This is a genomic window from Capnocytophaga sp. oral taxon 336 str. F0502 (assembly GCF_000411575.1).
Classification (GTDB): Bacteria; Bacteroidota; Bacteroidia; order Flavobacteriales; family Flavobacteriaceae; genus Capnocytophaga; species Capnocytophaga ochracea.
The window spans coordinates 111,993-130,179 of sequence record NZ_KE150492.1 but is presented as its reverse complement, the minus strand read 5'-3'; the positions used below and the strand labels follow the sequence as shown (position 1 = coordinate 130,179).

The window sequence follows — 18,187 nt, the reverse complement described above, 5'->3', positions numbered from 1 at the left end:
ACACCAATCTCACATTAACTTAAAACACTATAAACTCAATTAAAGTTCGATTATAATTTAATTAATCGTTATTGTAGAGCCGTTGTAGAGCCGTTGTAGAGCCGTTGTAGAGCCGTTGTAGAGCCGTTGTAGAGCCGTTGTAGAGCCGTTGTAGAGCCGTTGTAGAGCCGTTGTAGAGCCGCTGTAGAGCCACTGTAGAGCCACTCTAGTTCCGTGTACATCACATTTGTCAATTGTCAATTATCAATTGAAAGACTTTCTGGGTAGCTTCCTACCTATTTGTTTGATTTTCTTTAAAGAAAACCTCGTACGTTTAACCTATACTTCTCTTATTAAACAATAATTTTACTCTAATAAAGTTCTTATAATATTATTTGATTGTCAGATGTTTAAATATAAAATGTTACAAATAACACAAAATAGTAGATAATATTATCTCTAAAAGTTTGTTTTGTATTGTAAAAATACCTATTTTTGTAGCGAAATTTAATTAAATGTATTTAGCAATGAAAACTAGACTAATGATGTTAGCTTTAGCAGTGTTGACTTCAGCAACCCTGTTCAGCTGCAAAAAAGACGATAAAGAGGGAGACTCTAATATCATATTAGAGAAAACGGCTGTCACCCTTAACTTAGGAGGGCAAACAACCGTGAAAGTAACTGCCCCCGACGGTATCCTAAAGCCCGAATCTGAAGATGTAGACGTGGCTATCGCCAATATGGGAAGAGATATTAATGTTATTATCTCTAGCAAAAAAGTAGGCGGTAAAGTAGGCGAAACCCGTGTGAAAATAGAAAGTAAAACGGGTGGAGTTGCCTATATCAATGTAACTGTAAAAGACAAAGAAACTAATGATAGAGGTTTAGTCGTTTTGGGTAAAACAGTATTTGTTGATAGAGACCAAGAAGTAGAAGTTACCAATTTGCTCAAGAAATATAACGGTACTGTAGATAAAGTAAATATCAAATCTACTTCATCTGCTTTGGCACAAGTACGCAAAGATGGAAATAGATTTTTTGTAAAAGGAATAGGCGAAGGGCAAACTGGTGAAGTATATTTCGAAGATACCGCGGGTGAGAAAGACGATAAAGGATTCCCTAAAGGAAGTTTTATCGTACACGTACGAGCTCCTTTTACTGCTGCAATTCAAAATGTAGAAATAGGGATAGGAGGAAAACCTAGACGTATTGATTTAAATAATATTTATAATAATTCATTTACTATTGGCACTTACGATAGTAGTATTGCTACTATTGAATATGCGAAAGAATTAGTTGGTGCAGATATAGAGAAAGAGAATGGTAAATATACGGGTGTTAAAATATTTGGGAAAAAAGAAGGAACTTTAACAGTAGAGCTTACTAATAGTGATGGTGATAATGGTAAGGGAAATAAACTTATACTTACTATTGCTGTTAGAAAATCAGATGACTCAAGTTATATTGTTAAAGATGGTGTACTTTTAGGAATAAAGACAGGTGTAAAATTGAAAGGAAATATTACTCTTCCACCTAATATTACTAAAGTAGCACGTAGGGCTTTTGCAGGACAAAATGAGCTTACAGGAATAGATTTTAATAATGTTACAGAGATAGAAGGTAAGTTGTTTAATGAAAATGAGACAGATCTTTATTCTTTTAATGTTAATGTTTCATATATCAAATTTCCTAAAATTAAAAAGATTGGAGATTCTTCTTTTAGAATGGCCAGAAGTTTAACGAAGGTAGAATTTCCCGCTACTTTAACCCACTTAGGACAAAATGCATTCAGTAATTGTACTGCATTACAACACGTAGCTTTTAGAGGAACAGTTCCTCCAAAAGGATTAGGAGCTTTACCAGAGGGTAAAGATGTTCCAGCTCCTGAAATAGATAACATAAGAGATGTTTTTTCAAACGGAAACGGTAAGATACAGTTGTATATTCCATTATCAAGTAAAGCTGATTATGATAGAGTTATCTCACAGTCTGATTTCCGCGCAGGAGGTATATACAACCCTAAAGATATTTTAGAATTTAAATAATAGACAAGATAGTTGGAGAAGATATACTTTTAGTAGTCTTATTCATAAGAATTAAATATTTAATAATAGGGAAAACCGTTATAAGTGTTGCAACTTATAACGGTTTTTTTATGTGCAATCTTTCAAGCACTCCAATTTTGAAATCAATTGTCCGTCGTGCTACTACTTTTTCTGAGGCATAGTTTCACTCTTTAGCCCAAATTCGCCTCAAATTGTATTTGCCTAATTAAAGTGCCTGCCGTGCTACGGTCGGCCGGCTCAAATAAAAAGAGGCTTCTAACCCCTTAGAAGCCTCTTGAATTTAATAATAAAAAAGAAAACTTAAAAATAAAAATTATGAAAAAAACTTTTTGTTTACAATTACATTCTTGTTTTTATACACAACTTGTAGTTTGTTTATTTCTTTGTTGTTGGTTATGAAAAAGTCTCTTATCTTTTTTGATGGCACAAAGATACGTTAAAAAATGTAACTACCAAAAAATATTCAAAAAAATATGCAAAAAAATATAACTATCGTCGCTGAAATTCTTATTTTACTGTTAATAATTACACACTAAATCTTTAAAAACACTGCGTTTTATCTGTTAAAAAACCGTTTTTAACAGATAAAACGCAAAGAAAATGTTAAAATCCCGAGAATAACGCAAAGAATGTTAAAGTTTTATTTTTGCCCTTTTAAGACAACATTATCTTCTTTAAAATGTCCAAAATCCTTATAAAAAAGCTATTGTGTTACCCTTTCCTTTATTCATTTTAGAACGATAAAAGGATTCAAGCATCTTCTTAATGTTAAAACAAAGGTCTTAAATATTTGTTAATGTAAAAGGAATGTTAAAAGCAAAAACTACCTTATTCCTAAGGTATAGTATTTGTATAATAAATAAAAAAGATATAATACACTTTTATTATCCAAATACTTTTCATACTTTTGCCCTCTCAAATTAAATCATTATGAGTATAACAACAAACAAAACTATTGGCGAAATCGTAGCCGACGATTTTCGCACTGCCGCTATATTTAAAAAACACGGTATTGATTTTTGCTGCAAAGGCGGTCGTACTATCGACGAAGCCTGTGAGAAAAAAGGAGTAGAGAAAAACGCGCTTATTAGCGAGTTAGAAGCGCTCCCCAAAGGCAATAGCAACGAGGTCGATGTACGCGATTGGCCTCTCGACTTGCTTGCTAACTATATTGTGCGCATTCATCACCAATACGTGCGCGACAAAACCCCTATGCTTTTGCAGTTTCTCGATAAGCTATGTCGTGTGCACGGCGAGCGTCATCCTGAACTCTTTGAAATCAATCGTATTTTTAATGAGAGTGCTCGTGACCTCGAGTCGCATTTTAAAAAAGAAGAAGGAGTGCTTTTCCCTTTTATCGAAAGCCTCGTAAAAGCACAACAATCAGGGCAACCTCTTGGTGATATACCTTTCGGTACGGTAGAGAACCCTATCGCAATGATGATGCACGAACACAGTGCAGAAGGTGAGCGTTTCGAGGAAATAGTAAAGCTTACCAATAACTATACGCCTCCTGCCGACGCTTGTAATACTTACAAGGTAACGTATCAAATGTTGCAAGAGTTTGAAACCGATTTAAATCGTCATATTCACCTCGAAAACAATATTCTTTTCCCTAAAGCTATTGCTTTGGAAAAACAACTTCGCCAAGCGTAGTTTATTATTAGGATTATCAAAAAAAAGAGTTCGGTATTCTTACCGAACTCTTTTTTTATTTCAGTTTTAAGTATTTTCCTGTATAGCTCTTTTTGTTTTTAGCGATTTCTTCGGGCTTACCCGTTGCTATGAGATTACCTCCCTTAGCACCGCCTTCTAAGCCTAAATCTATCACGTAGTCAGCCGATTTTATCATCTCTACATTGTGCTCTATAATAATTACCGAATGCCCTTTTTCTATAAGAGCTTGCAGCGAGTCTAAGAGCTTGCGAATGTCGTGAAAGTGCAAGCCGGTAGTAGGCTCATCGAAGATAAAAAGCACTTTTTCTTTACTGTCCGATTTCGATAGAAACGACGCTAATTTTATCCGTTGGGCTTCCCCGCCCGATAGGGTAGAGGAGGACTGCCCTAGTGTTACATACCCCAAACCTACATCTTGCAAAGGTTTGAGTTTTTCAGCTATTTTGGTTTGTTTGTGCTTTTGAAAAAAGGCTACGGCATCATCGATAGTAGTGTTCAGCAGGTCATCTATGTTTTTGCCTTCGTACATCACTTCAAGCACTTCTTTTTTGAAGCGTTTGCCTCCACAAGCCTCACAAGTGAGGTGCACATCAGCCATAAATTGCATTTCTATGGTTACTTCACCTTCGCCTTTACACACTTCACAACGACCACCATCAACGTTGAACGAGAAGTGTTTAGATTGGAAATTCCGCATCTTTGCCAACTTCTGACTTGCAAAGAGGGCGCGAATATCGTCATAAGCCTTAATATAGGTAATAGGATTTGAACGGGTAGATTTGCCAATAGGGTTTTGGTCTACAAACTCCACACTTTGCAAGTGCTTGTATTTGCCCTCTATCTTCGTAAACTGACCGATTTTCTCTCCGCCTAAATCCAATTCTTTCTGAATAGCAGGATAGAGTAGCTTTTTCACCAAAGTCGATTTTCCACTACCCGATACCCCTGTAACTACCGTGAGCATATCCAAAGGGAAGGTAACATCTATATTTTTAAGGTTGTTCTCACGGCAACCTACCAAAGTGATGTAGTGAGGGGAAGTGCGTCGCTTTTTGGGTACTTCAATTGTTAAGCGCCCACTGAGGTATTTCCCCGTAAGGGTGTTGGCTTTTAGAAGTTCGTTGTAAGTGCCTGTCGCTACTACTTCGCCACCGTGCGTGCCCGCTTCAGGACCTATATCGATGATGTAGTCGGCAGCTTTCATAATATCCTCGTCGTGCTCCACTACAATCACCGTATTGCCTAAGTCGCGCAAGGATTTTAGTACGCTTATCAGTCGTTCGGTATCGCGCGGGTGCAAACCTATACTGGGCTCATCGAGTATGTACATAGAGCCTACCAAACTACTTCCCAACGAGGTCGCTAAGTTAATGCGTTGGCTTTCCCCTCCTGAGAGCGTGTTCGATTTTCGGTTGAGTGTTAAGTAACCTAAGCCCACATCGGTGAGGAATTGCAAGCGGTTGTTAATTTCTAAAAGCAATCGTTTGGCTACCTCTTGCTCATAGTCGGTGAGCTTGAGTTCTTTGAAAAAGACTTGTAGTTCTTCAATAGGCAATTCTACCAAGTCCGAAATGCTTTTCCCTGCTATTTTCACGTAGTTAGCTTCTTTGCGCAAACGCTTGCCGTGGCATTCGTGACAACGCGTTTTTCCGCGATAGCGTGCCAAGAGCACTCGGTTTTGTATTTTATAACTTTTTTCTTCTAACTCTTTGAAAAAATCGGTGAGTCCTGTGAAATACTTGTTGCCGTCCCAAACCAATTGTTTCTGCTCATCGGTGAGCTCAAACCAAGGCTTGTGTATCGGGAAATCGAACTTATAGGCGTTATTCACCAATTGGTCACGAAACCAACTCATCGTCTCGCCACGCCAAGGATAGATAGCATTCTCGTAGACCGAAAGACCTGTGTTAGGTACGATAAGGTCTTCATCAAGTCCGATAGTATCACCATAACCATCGCATTTTGGGCAAGCCCCATAAGGGTTGTTAAAGCTGAACAAGTGTACGTTAGGCTCTAAAAAAGTGATACCGTCCAACTCAAACCGATTGCTGAAATGCGTTTGTACCACTCCGTCCATTTCTTGAATGTAGCATTCACCCTTCCCTTCAAAGAAAGCCGTGTCTACGGCATCGGCAAGGCGGTGCTGAAAGTCTTCGTCGTGACGCACAATCACCCTATCTACTACCAATTGGAAATTGTCGAGATTCTTAGGCAAATTGTCTTCCTCAAGACGGATGATTTCTTCTTTGTGCAGAATGCGTGCATAGCCCTGTTGTAATAGGAGTTTGAGCACTTGCTCTACGGTACGGTCTTTAGGGATACTCACAGGGGCTAAAAGCAATAGTTTTGTGCCTTCTGGATAGCGCATCACCGCATCAACCACATCGGTAACCGTATGTTTTTTCACCTCTTGTCCCGAAATTGGCGAATACGTTTTCCCGATACGAGCGAAGAGCAGTTTCAAGTAGTCGTACACCTCGGTAGAAGTGCCTACAGTAGAACGTGGGTTCGAGGTGTTTACTTTCTGCTGAATAGCAATGGCAGGGGCAATCCCTATGATGTTGTCTACTTTGGGTTTGTCTAACTTACCCAAAAACTGACGCGCGTACGACGATAGGCTCTCCACATAACGGCGCTGTCCTTCGGCGTAAAGCGTGTCAAACGCCAATGATGATTTACCCGAGCCCGAAAGTCCTGTAATCACCACTAACTTATTACGAGGAATTCCTACAGTTATATTTTTAAGGTTGTGCAATTTCGCACCCTTTATAAGTATCTCTCTGTTTTTCATTTGTTTATTTTAGCAGTTTTATATGCGCTTCTAACTCTTCTATTTCTTTTAAATCTTCTAAGTCAGCTTGCTGAGCATCATATTGTTTCCGTTTCACTTCAAACTCGTCATACACTTTTCTCACTATTGTTTTCATTTGTTCGTTGCTCACTGAACCATTGCCTTTTAGTACTTTTTTATCGTTGAATTCAATAATCCTATCGATGTTCTCACGCCAAAAATCCATAGTAATGTCTTGTCGGTTTTTAGCTCTTAATTCCGCCGATTCCAAGAATACCATTACAAAGCGATTTAAGCTATCAATCTCATCATCAGTAAGGTAATTCTTAGCTATGTAAATATCCCCTTTCCTCACTATGTTTCCCTCCCACACAGGCAGTTGTTAAGTAATTCTTAATAACTGAATTTGGATATAATTCATTATCCTTTAGTATATTAGATATGTGCATACTGATATTAGGAACAGAGGTGTCAAAAAGGTCAGCAAGCTGATTTTGATTCAACCATACCGAGCCGTCTTTGGCAAAAAGAGAGATTTTCACCTTACCGTCGTCGGTCTTATAAATGATGATTTTTTGTTGCGTGTTCATTGTTTTATCTATCGAGGGGGCAAAGGTACAAAATAATTAACAAATAGGCTAATAGGAAAAATTCTTACTATAGCAAACATACAAAATTAAAAGTTAATATCATTTCTATATATAATTCTGATTTACAGTATCCTTTTGAAGAATGTCTTTGTAAAATCTAAGCAACTTGTTACTAAAATCCGTGAATTAAATGAATCCCTCCGCTAATGCGTTTCTTGTAGCTCGTGCCTCCGAGCTTCTTCAATTAATTTCCTGTTTCATTTGCTAATTTTCTATCTCCCCGTGTGCTTTGCACGGTCTCCCTTTGAAGATAGCCAGCGAGAGAAAGGTATTGTAAGGGGGATATTTATAATCAATAGGTTAATTCAACCCTTGATTGGTATTAGTAACATTCTAAACTCAATCAGTATTCACTTAGTATTCAGTTAATCTTTGGTTAGTCTTCATTGTAGACCCACTGTAGACCCACTGTAGAGCCACTGTAGAGCCACTCTTCGTCCATCTATCCTATAAACTTTGTATAATCCTCTCCCAAATTAACCATTCACCATTAATCATTAACCATTAGCTAATTTCTAAGTTATCCGCCTGCCTGTCGTGCTACAACCTCGCACCTTTGGCATATAAATTGCATATAATAAACTAAAAACAAACATATGAAACAGTACATTTTATTATTCTCATTGGTCTCTACAATGGCAATAGCACAAACCCAAACGCCTTCAGTGCAAGTGGTCGGTGAAGGCATTGTATATGTTACCCCCGATGTCGTAAACATCTCTATCAGTATAGAAAAAGAAGGACTTGACCTTAAAAATTTGCGACAAAAAAACAGTGAAGAAGTAGCCAAAGTCTTGGAGACTTTGAGTAAAGAACTGCCAAAGGAAAACTTCCAAACCAGCTATGTTTCACTTTATAAAGACGATTATAACAAGATTAATAAATATCGCGTTTTACAAAATATTACTATCAAATTAGAAGATATTAGCAAATACGATAGTTTAATGAACGCTATTTTCGATGCAGGCGTAAACCGTATCAACAGTGTAAGTTTCGATGTGAAGAATAAAGAAAAGCATTTGCAAGACGCTCGTGTAGCTGCCATTGAAGATGCTCGTAAAAAAGCTCTGCTCTATGCGGTAAGTTTAGACCAAAATATAGGCAAAGCCATTGCTGTTAAAGAACTTTCATCAAACTTTAACGATGTACAACCTACTTTCAGATCCAGTAAAGTGAGCTTAGGTAGTAGCGGAGCGGAAGCTAACGACGACACCTTAGCAATAGGCAAAATAGCAGTAGAAGCACAAATAAATGTAGCTTTTGAATTACTCAATAAATAGATATTTCTATGAATACACAAGAAATCATCGCTTATATATTAGTTGTTATAGCAGTAGGCTATCTCGTAAAAATACTTTTTTTTAAAAAGAAAAAGAAAAGTTGTGGAGGAGGAACTGATTGTAAGTGTGGATAAAAATAACGAGATTTTTCTCGGCATTGTAATATATTTTTAAATTGCGCAGCCCCCTTTTTGGGGGCTTTTTTTATCTTTTATTCTTTTGTTTTTATCTTTTATTCTTTTGTTTTTATCTTTTTTCTATTTGTTATAGGCTATTTTTCTTTTTATTACTTTCTTAGAGCTTCTTTTTAGCCTTTGATTATGAATATCTTAAAACTCATTAGACGATTTTAAACCTTTTATAGACGATTTTAAACCTCTATTTCTTCAACTATTTTGTACTTTTGAGCCATCAAAACCATACGAAAACAAACGAACAAACAACCATTGTATGAAAAGAAATCTATTTTTATCAGTTCTGTTGTTCTTATTAGTGAGTTGGAGCTATGCGCAACAACGCACTATCCGTGGAACTGTCAGTGATGCTACTACCAAAGAGCCCCTAATGAGTGCTTCGGTAGTAATTAAAGGAACTAGTAAGGGTGTCAGTACCGATATGAGCGGTAAGTATACCATAGAGGTATCGGTAGGGCAAACCTTAGAAGTCTCATTTATGGGTTATGTAACTCAAAATGTAAAAGTAACCGCCAATACACCTTCACCTTTGAATATTGCTCTTGCCGAAGAGCAAAGAAAGTTAGACGAAGTAGTGGTCGTAGGTTATGGCGTTACCAAAGTACGTGATTTAGCAGGTGCTATTACCTCCATCAAAACCAATGATGTAAAAGCAGGGGTGGTAGCCGATATGTCACAGATGTTAAAGGGTCGTGCCTCAGGAGTACAAGTGCGCCAAAACTCACTCGAGCCTGGTGGTAATGTATCTATCCGTGTGCGTGGTGCTTCTTCAGTAAGTGCCGATAACGAACCGCTCTACGTAATCGATGGATTCCAAACAGATAATATGTCGCAAATCAGTATAGACGACATCGAATCAATCGAAATCTTAAAAGATGCCTCTACTACTGCTATTTACGGAGCTCGTGGTGCTAATGGGGTTATCCTTATTACTACTAAAAAAGGTAAAGAAGGTAGCTTTAATGTAGAGTACTCTAACCAAACTTCTTATAAGAATATGTACAATCCTTGGGATTTGCTCGATGCTGGAGAAACCATAGCACTTACCCGTCGCTTATATGAACAAACCCAAGACGCCGCTTATGGCAAATGGACAGCTCAACAAGCTACCTATCGCGGTAAAGGTACCGATTGGCTCAAAGAAACCACTCACGATGCCTTTACTGTATTGCATCAGCTTTCCGTATCAGGAGGTACTGACCGCTTATCTGCTTTTATGTCAGGTAACTACCTTACCGAACCTGGTATTCTGCTCAATACCGATTATAATCGTTATGGAGGACGCATCAATTTGCAGTACAAGATAAGTCCGAAAGTAAGAGCGGGGGCTAATATGAGTTTTTCCAAATCTAAAAAGAAATTCTTAGATATGGGTACAGTCTCTTCTGATAAAAATATTATGTATCGTATCTTTAATTTGGAACCTTGGAAAAATAAAGAAGGTTTCGATGTATTTGGAACTAAAGACCGTCGTCCTGCTGTGTTCGAAGAAATGAGCGGAGCACAACTCTATCGCCATTTTAATACAATGTATGCAACCGCTTATGCCGATATTGATTTGTTGCCTTCACTTACTATCAATGGTCGTTATACCTATGCTTATGACCATTTAAAAACTGAAAAGTATTATGACCGTTCTACTTCTATAGGTCAGTCTTACAAAGGACAAGCATTTCTCAGTCACGAAGAAAACGTAAAACACCAAATAGAAGGTGTGGCTACTTATCACCCTAAAATGGAAGGTAAACACGATGTAAAAGTAACCGCAGGTACTTCCTATATTTATCAAAGAGGTAAAGGAGATGAAGTGCAAGCCTATGGTTTTGCTTCCGATGTATTCTCTTTCAAAAATATTGGAGCTGCCCAACATTTAGATTGGATAGGTTCAGGTGAATCCTCTATCAAAAAAGCTTCTGTTTTTGGTCGTGCCGAATACATCTTCAATAACCGTTATATTATTAACGCTTCAGTTCGTGCCGATGGTTCATCAGTGTTTGGTGCTGACTATCGTTGGGGTATATTTCCTGCGGGGTCTATTGCTTGGCACTTAGGTGAAGAAGAGTTTATGGAATTTGCTAAACCTCTTTTCTCTCGTATCAAATTGCGCACTAGCTATGGACTTAGTGGTAACGATGGTATCCGCTTTGGTTTGTCACAATACCAATACTCTGTACGCGATGTGTATATTGGTAATGATGTGAACTCTAAAGGTATGTATCCTTCTAATCCCTACAATCCGAAACTCCGTTGGGAAACCACTGCACAATGGAATGCCGGTATCGATTTAGTGGTTGGTAGAGTAGAAGCCAGCTTCGATTATTATATTAAACGCACTCACGACTTGTTAAACCCTGACCCTATTCATCCTTCAGGAGGTTTCCCTAACTATACTAACGACGGTCGCCGTTTTGAGTATACCGCAATGATGGTAAACGATGGTGAGATTGAAAACCGAGGCTTTGAAATAGCAATAAAATCTACCAATATCAATAAAAACGATTTTGTGTGGACTACAGCATTTAACCTCTCTCATAACCGCAGTGAGGTTTTGAAACTCAACAATGGAAAACCACGCTTTCAGTATATACGTCCTCACGGTTCTTATGACGAAAAAGAATATATGATGCTCAAAGAAGGTGAACCTCTTAGTGCTATCTATGGTTATGAGTTCGATGGTATCCTTCAAGAAGGTGAAACTTATGCACCACAGCCTAACTCAGCACCTGGTGACCCTAAGTTTAAAGACCTTAATGGTGATGGTAAAATAGACGAAAAAGACCGTACGGTATTGGGTACTGGTATCCCTAAAACTATCATAGGTCTTAACAATAGTTTTACCTATAAAGGGTTTGACTTCTCTTTCTTCTTTGAAGCCTCATTAGGAGCCAAGATGCTTAACTTAACTCGTATTTATTTGGAAGATAATAACCGCCTTTCAGATTCAGCTGACCGTTGGACAAAAGCTCACGCTTCTAACAGTGTGCCTCGTAATGGTTATCAAAAAACAGCTAAATTGCAATACGGTTCTTATGTGAACTCTCGTTTTGTAGAAGATGCCGATTTCGTAAAATTGCGCAATGTTGAGTTAGGATATACCTTCACAGGCAGTCAATGGAATATGAAAACTCTTAAAACAATGCGTGTGTTTGTAGGAGGCCAAAACTTGCTTACCTTCACTAAATACCAAGGTTTCGACCCCGATATCAGTACCAATGGTAGTAGTGCTATTGCACAAGGTTTGGATTTGAACTCTTATCCTGCTTACAGAACCATTAACTTTGGAGTGAAATTAACTTTTTAACGCAAAAGAATAATGAAAACGAATTATAAACTATATACATTGGTAGGTCTTTTAGGACTCTCGTTTACCGCTTGTGAACTCAAAGAAGATTTAAGTTCAGTTTACAATGCCAATAACGCCTATACTACCGAAGAAAATGCACAAGAAGGTGTAAACGGAATTTACCGTTACCTTCTTGGGGCTACACACACAAGCAACTTCTATATCAACGATATGTCTACTGATGACTGTTTTAAAGATGGTATTGCTTTCGAGATATACAATGAAAATGGTCTCTCTGGCAACGTAGAACTTGCGAGATGCTACAATGGTAACTGGCAAATGATTGGTTGTGCCAATACTGCTATTGACAATATCTCAATGATTCCTGAATCTCGTTTCAAAACCGCCGATAGGAAACCAGAGCTCTTAGCCGAAGCCCACTTTTTGCGCGCTTTTGCTTTCTATCAGCTTACCAATGCTTTTTATCGAGTACCTTTGATAACAAATGGTTTCTACGAAGCTGATGCTAACCCTACTTTGGCTACTGTTGAGGAATTAGATGACCAAATAGAACAAGATTTGCTTATTGCTACTAATAACCTTCCCGATGAATGGGGTACTACAACAGAGGGAGCTTCAGGTCGTCCTACCAAAGGCGCTGCTTATGGCTATTTGATGCGTCTTAATATGCGTAAAGCAGGGCGTTTGCGTGAAGAAGGTAAAGATGCTACCGCTGCTTGGCAAGCTGCTTTAATGTATGCAGACCAAGTGATAACCTCAGGTAAATACGCCTTACAAGCTAAAGTGTTTGATGTGTTCGACCCTTCTAAGCCAGAAACCTTAAATAATAACGAGATTATCTTTGCTATACGAGCAAGTGATAAAGTGCCCTCAGGTTCTTCAGATTTAGCTTTATATTTCACTCCCTGGGAATATGATATGGGCTGGAACAATATCAATATGCCTCTGGAATTGTACTGGAAGTTTGATAGTGACGACCAACGTCTTAAAGAACTTATTGTAACTTCTTTCAACAACGTGTACGGAAAACCTATAAAGTACATATCTCCTAAACTTAATGAAGTAGGAACGCTTAGGAATGAAAAAAGTAATCCGCAAATAGTAGAGAATGATGCGGTATATACTAAAAAGTACAAATATACCAAACCAGGAACCTATAATTATAATACACCTAATAACCTCATCTTATTGCGTTATGCTGATGTATTGCTTTGCAAAGCTGAAATTCTTAATGAGCTCAATGGACCTACTCAAGAATCAGTGGATTTGATTAATAAAATTCGTGAGAGAGCTTTTGAAAATAGCAACCACAATTATACCTTGGCAAACTTTGCTTCTAAAGAAGATATGCGTAGTAAATTGTGTGATGAACGCTTGTTTGAGCTTAATATGGAGGGAGTTCGTCGTGTAGACCTTATCCGTATGGGATTATGGAAAGACCGCTTAGATGCTTATATGGATCTTGTTAAACAGAAATTGGAAACTAAAGAGGCCAATCTAAATGCCAGAAGAGACCCTAATGTAGTAAAAAATCCTTATGATTTGAGTCCTGAATGGAAAGTGTATCCTAAGTTCAGCAATCCGTTTAAACCTTATGACAAACGTAGGTATTACCCTATACCAGGGGTGTATAGTAACAAATTCCCTGACCTACAAAACAACCGTTCTTTTAGAGAACAATAATCTTAAATGTAAACTCATATGAAAACCTATACAAAACCAATACTGATGGCTGTTGCGATGCTTAGTATGATAGGCTGCGACAAGAGCGATGCAGATGGGCGTTTTAGCGATAACCCACGCAGTGAGATAGGAACTCCACAAGAAGGCAGTTTGGTTACTGCTAAGCAAGTGAAGTGGAACTTTGATAATACCAATGATTGGCTTAATGCCAGTCAAGGAGAACAGGCTAATATCTCACAAACTTCAGTGGAAAGCAATACACAAGCTGAAGATGGTAAAGTAGTGAAAATATTCACTAAAGCAGGTACCAAAGAGCGTAAAAAGCTCAAAACTAAAAAACAATACGGAGCAGGACTCTACACTTGGCGTGCCTATATCTCTGATTTAGGAACTACTGAACGTGTGAGCATAGGCTCTTGGTTGTGGAATAGCGATAAACACGAATTGGACTTCGAGGTAGGTTCTGGTACGGCTAAAGACCGTGATGCCTTAGGAGCTGCTGATGATGAAGTGATTGCTTATATTACCAGCCAGGATAACCCAGCTTTACACCAAAAAGTAAAAATCAAGAAGAATGCTTGGCATACGTTCCAAATTGACCTAAAATTAGCAGGAGGAAAGTATTTTGCTACTTGGCTTATTGATGATGTAAAGTGTGCCGCTCAGCAACTTACTTATGGGCAAGAGCATCCTTTTTATATCTTTTGTAGTACTGAGAACTTAAAGTTTGTAGGGGATAGCTGGCCTTATAAGAACAATTATGGTTTATGGGATTATGTAACCTATACACCTTACCCATATTCTATGGAACCTACAGAACCTCAAAACCAACTTAACCCACCTGACCCAGAACCGGAACCTGACGCAGGAGAAACAAAGGTATGGACATTTAATGCCTTCCCAGATGATTGGGGAAGATGGGCAAGAGCTAATGTAGAAGTTAATAATAAAATAGAAAATGGAAAATTGGTGCTTACTACTTCTCCTAATTGTGATGTTTCAAAAATATTCCATAAAACTCGAGCAGGTTATGGAAAATACACTTGTTCTATTCGTTTACCAAAGGTAGACAAATCTGCTAAGATACAATTAGGTATGAATCTTTATAATGAAACTCCGGAATATTTCTTCTTAATGATGGCTCGTTATGGAGATGATGCAGAACGCAAACGTTTGGGAGCTAAGACAGGAGAATTGTTACTCTTTGTACAATCTATATCGCCTGCTATAGAAGAGTATGTAGCAGTGTTAAAACCTAACAAAGACTACAAATTTACTATTGACCTCAAAAAAGTGGGTAATAATTATGGCGTTGAATTTTCTCTTGACCAAAATGTTGTAAAGAGTTTGGCAGTGGCTAAATTTGGAGAAGAGAAGATGAAATTTGAATGGAGTGTTTCAGCAGAATGTAATAGAGGGACTTGGCTACCAGGTGAAACGCTAGAAGAAGGACAGTATAGTGCTACTTTCAACTTTATTGAATATACTGCCTATTAGTAGTAATCGATGTTTATCTATAAATGGCAAATTGATTTTTCTGAGGCTGTCTCACCTCCAACAACGAGACAGCCTCTTTTTCTTAAAAAGAAAACTAAGAATAAAGCATACAACTTAATGATTTTAGTATGAAAAAAACATTTATTTTTTCATTGATGACCTTGTTCATCTATGTTGGTTGTAAGATAGATTCTGAGGAACCTACCCGCAACGCAACAACTACATCAAGCGATGGACAATCGCTTAATGCTGCACAACAGGCTCAAAAAGGGGTAATGTTTTGGGAGTTTGATGCTCCTTCTAACGATTGGATTGAAGCCAATCAGAACAGTAAGCCTAATTGCTATAAGATACAACATAGCCCTGGCTGTACAAACGGTGGACTTATTATTCACACAGAGGTGAATACTTTGCAACGCAACAAACTCAAAACTGTAAGACAATATGGAGCGGGAGTATATGAGTGGAGATTGTATGTTCCTAAATTGGAGAAAGGAGCCCAAACAAGTGTGAATTGCTTTCTTTACAAAGATGACAGTCACGGATTGGCTATCAAAGTCTATTCAGGAAAGAATGCGGAACGCTCTCAAATGAGACTTACTGATAATCAAGTAATAGCAGAATTGGGTGGTTATGGAATGGCAACTAAAAAGATAGCTATTACCCAACAAGATTGGCATAGGTTTAAGATAGAATTGAAGTTAGTGAATGGTAACTATCACGCTATCCTTACAGTAGATGGAAGAGAAGGAAAGGATAAATTGGAAGGAACACTTGATTATAGTCAAGACAACCTTTTCAATATCTTTTGTAGTGTAGAGAACTTACCAAAAGTAGGTGATAGACCTGCTACCACTCCTACAACAGGTGTATGGGATAATGTTAAGTATACGCCCAATGGTGGAGCTGTAGTTCCTACACCTAAGCCTACACCTAAGCCTAAGCCTGATAATCCTGTTGGAACTTACAGATGGCACTTTAGTTCTTATCCTCTTTCAGATTGGGTTTTAGCCAACCAAGAACCTAATAAGAATGTAGACCATTGTTCATCAGTTTATAAAGATGGTTGTGACGATGGTAAGGCTTTGAAGATATGGACAAAAGCAGGGACAAAAGAGCGAAAAAAATTAAAGACAAAACAAATGTTTGGTGCAGGGATTTACACTTGGCGTGTTTTCATTCCTACAATGAATATTGGTGAAAGAGTGAGCGTAGGTTCTTGGCTTTATAACGATGACCAACACGAAGTAGATTTTGAGGTTGGTTCAGGGACTATTAAAAAAAGAGAAGAAGCTCACGCAACGAAAAACAATCAGTTGATAGCTTATATTACAAGCCAAAATAATCCAGAACTACATCACGATACTGAGATTGTTACAGTTGATAGGGTAAATAAAGGATCGTGGCATACTTTTCAGATAAGATTGGAAATAAATCAAGCTATTAATGGTCAGAACTATATCATTACTTGGGCTATAGACGGAGTAGACCGTTATAAGTCAAAACTAAACTATGGACAAGAAAAATTATTTCATATATTTTGTAGTGTAGAGAACTTAGACTTTTTAGGAGAACGTCCTACTACAGAAGATGTTGTAGGCTTATGGGATTATGTAACTTATCAACCATATCCTTATTCTTATAAACCTCGCTAATAAAACGAGACTTACATATTGCTTTTATAAATGGCTGGTAAAGGGGTTGTAATTATCTACCTTTATAGAATATTAATAGAATTGCTTTGTTGTTAGTTAAAACGGTATTCATTACAACCCTCACACCAGTTTGTATAGTGAAAAGTGAAAAATTATTAGGATAAAGAGTTTTTTTGAGCTTTTCGGAAGGAAACGGAGATTTTCAAAAGGAGGAATTTAGATAAAAGGTAAAAGATGAGCTGTAAATTGGGTGGGGTTAGCTTATAGAGAGCTTATAGGAAGCTTATACGAATCTTGGACGATTGGTATAGAAAGGGTATGTAAGTAATTGATTAATACTGTAATACAACAAAGCAAAAAACGGCAAAAACGGGGTTTCGAGGCGAAAGAAAGAGGAATAGGCAATAGGTCTTAGGCCATAGGCACTAGGAGGGAGTATGACGGAAAAGGTGAAGTGTAGCGATGCAATAACGAATAATGAACAAAGAAACGGAGAAGAAATAGCGAAGAAACAATAAAGCAAAAGAGAATTTTAAATAAAGCAAAAACGAAAAAATAAAAGCATATGAAACGGGTAAATCTATTTTTAATGGTAATGTGTTGGACAGCTTTTGTAAGCTGTAGCAAACAATCGAGCGATATTCCTGAGGTGACCATTGATAAAACCAAAGTGATGCGATGGGATTTTAAAACGCTTGACGGTTGGTTATTAGGTAATCAGGACGAGGATTACCCACAAGGGAAGGACAAAGAAACTTATGCCAAAGTGGTAAGTGATTCTTACGCCGAAGATGGTTGGGCACTGAAAATATGGACGAAAGCTCATACTGAACAACGCAAAAAACAAAAAACAGTACACCGTTACGGGGCAGGTATTTACACTTGGCGCGCTTACATTCCGCCGATGGAAACAGGCGCTTGGGCAAGTATAGGCTCTTTCTTGTATAACAGTGAGGGGCACGAAATAGATTTTGAAGTGGGCTCAGGTGATGCTAAACGCAGGAAGAAGTTGGGCGCAAAAGAGGGGCAGGTAGTGGTGTTTATGACCAGCCAGAATAATCCTTGGAAGCAAAATGCTGAGGTGCTTATAGACAGCGACCAATGGCATACTTTTCAGATTAAATTAGCTATCAATCCGCAGAATAACCATTATATTGCTACGTGGCTCATCGATGGGGTGCAACACCTTCATACGGAGCTCAACTATGGGCAACAGTATCCTTTTCGTATCTTTTGCAGTGTAGAAAATATAGATTTTATAGGCGACCGTATTCCTACCAGAGACCATTATGCCTTGTGGGATTATGTGACATATGAACCTTTTAGTAATGCTATTGAGCCTGTAAATCCCGATAAAGACTAACGCTTTTTTCTTATTGAAATAATTAACATAGAGGAACGAGAAAGATTT

The 18,187-nt window shown here is 37.9% G+C and carries 11 protein-coding genes and 1 pseudogene; 9 read left to right on the top strand and 3 right to left on the bottom strand.

All coding sequences use genetic code 11. The features are described 5' to 3' along the window. Nucleotides 1–68: 68 nt before the first annotated feature. Nucleotides 69–221, bottom strand: coding sequence for a hypothetical protein (locus HMPREF1528_RS12485; protein WP_157464904.1), 153 nt, complete (start codon nt 219–221; stop codon nt 69–71). A 273-nt stretch (nt 222–494) separates the two neighbouring features. On the opposite strand from HMPREF1528_RS12485, the gene HMPREF1528_RS10460 reads away from it, so the two are divergent. Both HMPREF1528_RS10460 and ric read left to right on the top strand, forming a co-directional pair. After that, a complete protein-coding gene (locus tag HMPREF1528_RS10460) occupies nt 495–2,024 on the top strand; it encodes a leucine-rich repeat domain-containing protein (RefSeq protein ID WP_034568047.1) in 1,530 nt (509 codons plus the stop codon). A 951-nt stretch (nt 2,025–2,975) separates the two neighbouring features. Beyond that, complete coding sequence (gene ric / locus HMPREF1528_RS10455; protein WP_016479719.1) at nt 2,976–3,701, top strand: iron-sulfur cluster repair di-iron protein; 726 nt, start codon at nt 2,976–2,978, stop codon at nt 3,699–3,701. Between the two features lie 55 nt (nt 3,702–3,756). Here the strand turns inward: ric and uvrA are convergent, their stop codons facing one another. After that, a complete protein-coding gene (gene uvrA, locus HMPREF1528_RS10450) occupies nt 3,757–6,513 on the bottom strand; it encodes an excinuclease ABC subunit UvrA (protein WP_016479718.1) in 2,757 nt (918 codons plus the stop codon). Between the two features lie 4 nt (nt 6,514–6,517). Next, nucleotides 6,518–7,103: pseudogene (gene rhuM, locus HMPREF1528_RS13165) on the bottom strand (RhuM family protein). Nucleotides 7,104–7,759: 656 nt separating this feature from the next. On the opposite strand from rhuM, the gene HMPREF1528_RS10440 reads away from it, so the two are divergent. The 7 genes from HMPREF1528_RS10440 (at nt 7,760) to HMPREF1528_RS10415 (ending at nt 18,139) form a co-directional block, all read left to right on the top strand. Beyond that, a complete protein-coding gene (locus HMPREF1528_RS10440; protein WP_016479715.1) occupies nt 7,760–8,443 on the top strand; it encodes an SIMPL domain-containing protein in 684 nt (227 codons plus the stop codon). Nucleotides 8,444–8,451: 8 nt separating this feature from the next. Further along, the gene (locus tag HMPREF1528_RS12670; protein WP_016479714.1) at nt 8,452–8,577 is read left to right on the top strand and encodes a hypothetical protein; all 126 of its coding nucleotides are present in this window, start codon (nt 8,452–8,454) and stop codon (nt 8,575–8,577) included. 316 nt (nt 8,578–8,893) lie between these two features. After that, nucleotides 8,894–11,938, top strand: a complete 3,045-nt coding sequence (locus HMPREF1528_RS10435) for a SusC/RagA family TonB-linked outer membrane protein (protein ID WP_016479713.1) — start codon at nt 8,894–8,896, stop codon at nt 11,936–11,938. Nucleotides 11,939–11,950: 12 nt separating this feature from the next. Further along, nucleotides 11,951–13,624 (top strand): RagB/SusD family nutrient uptake outer membrane protein, encoded by a 1,674-nt coding sequence (locus HMPREF1528_RS10430; protein ID WP_016479712.1) that lies wholly within the window; start codon nt 11,951–11,953, stop codon nt 13,622–13,624. A gap of 18 nt (nt 13,625–13,642) precedes the next feature. Beyond that, nucleotides 13,643–15,121 carry a hypothetical protein gene (locus HMPREF1528_RS10425; protein WP_016479711.1) on the top strand — a complete coding sequence of 493 codons (1,479 nt, stop codon included), beginning with the start codon at nt 13,643–13,645 and terminating at the stop codon, nt 15,119–15,121. Between the two features lie 128 nt (nt 15,122–15,249). Further along, nucleotides 15,250–16,776, top strand: a complete 1,527-nt coding sequence (locus HMPREF1528_RS10420; protein WP_016479710.1) for a hypothetical protein — start codon at nt 15,250–15,252, stop codon at nt 16,774–16,776. Between the two features lie 565 nt (nt 16,777–17,341). Next, a complete protein-coding gene (locus tag HMPREF1528_RS10415) occupies nt 17,342–18,139 on the top strand; it encodes a hypothetical protein (RefSeq protein WP_016479709.1) in 798 nt (265 codons plus the stop codon). Nucleotides 18,140–18,187 lie beyond the last annotated feature (48 nt).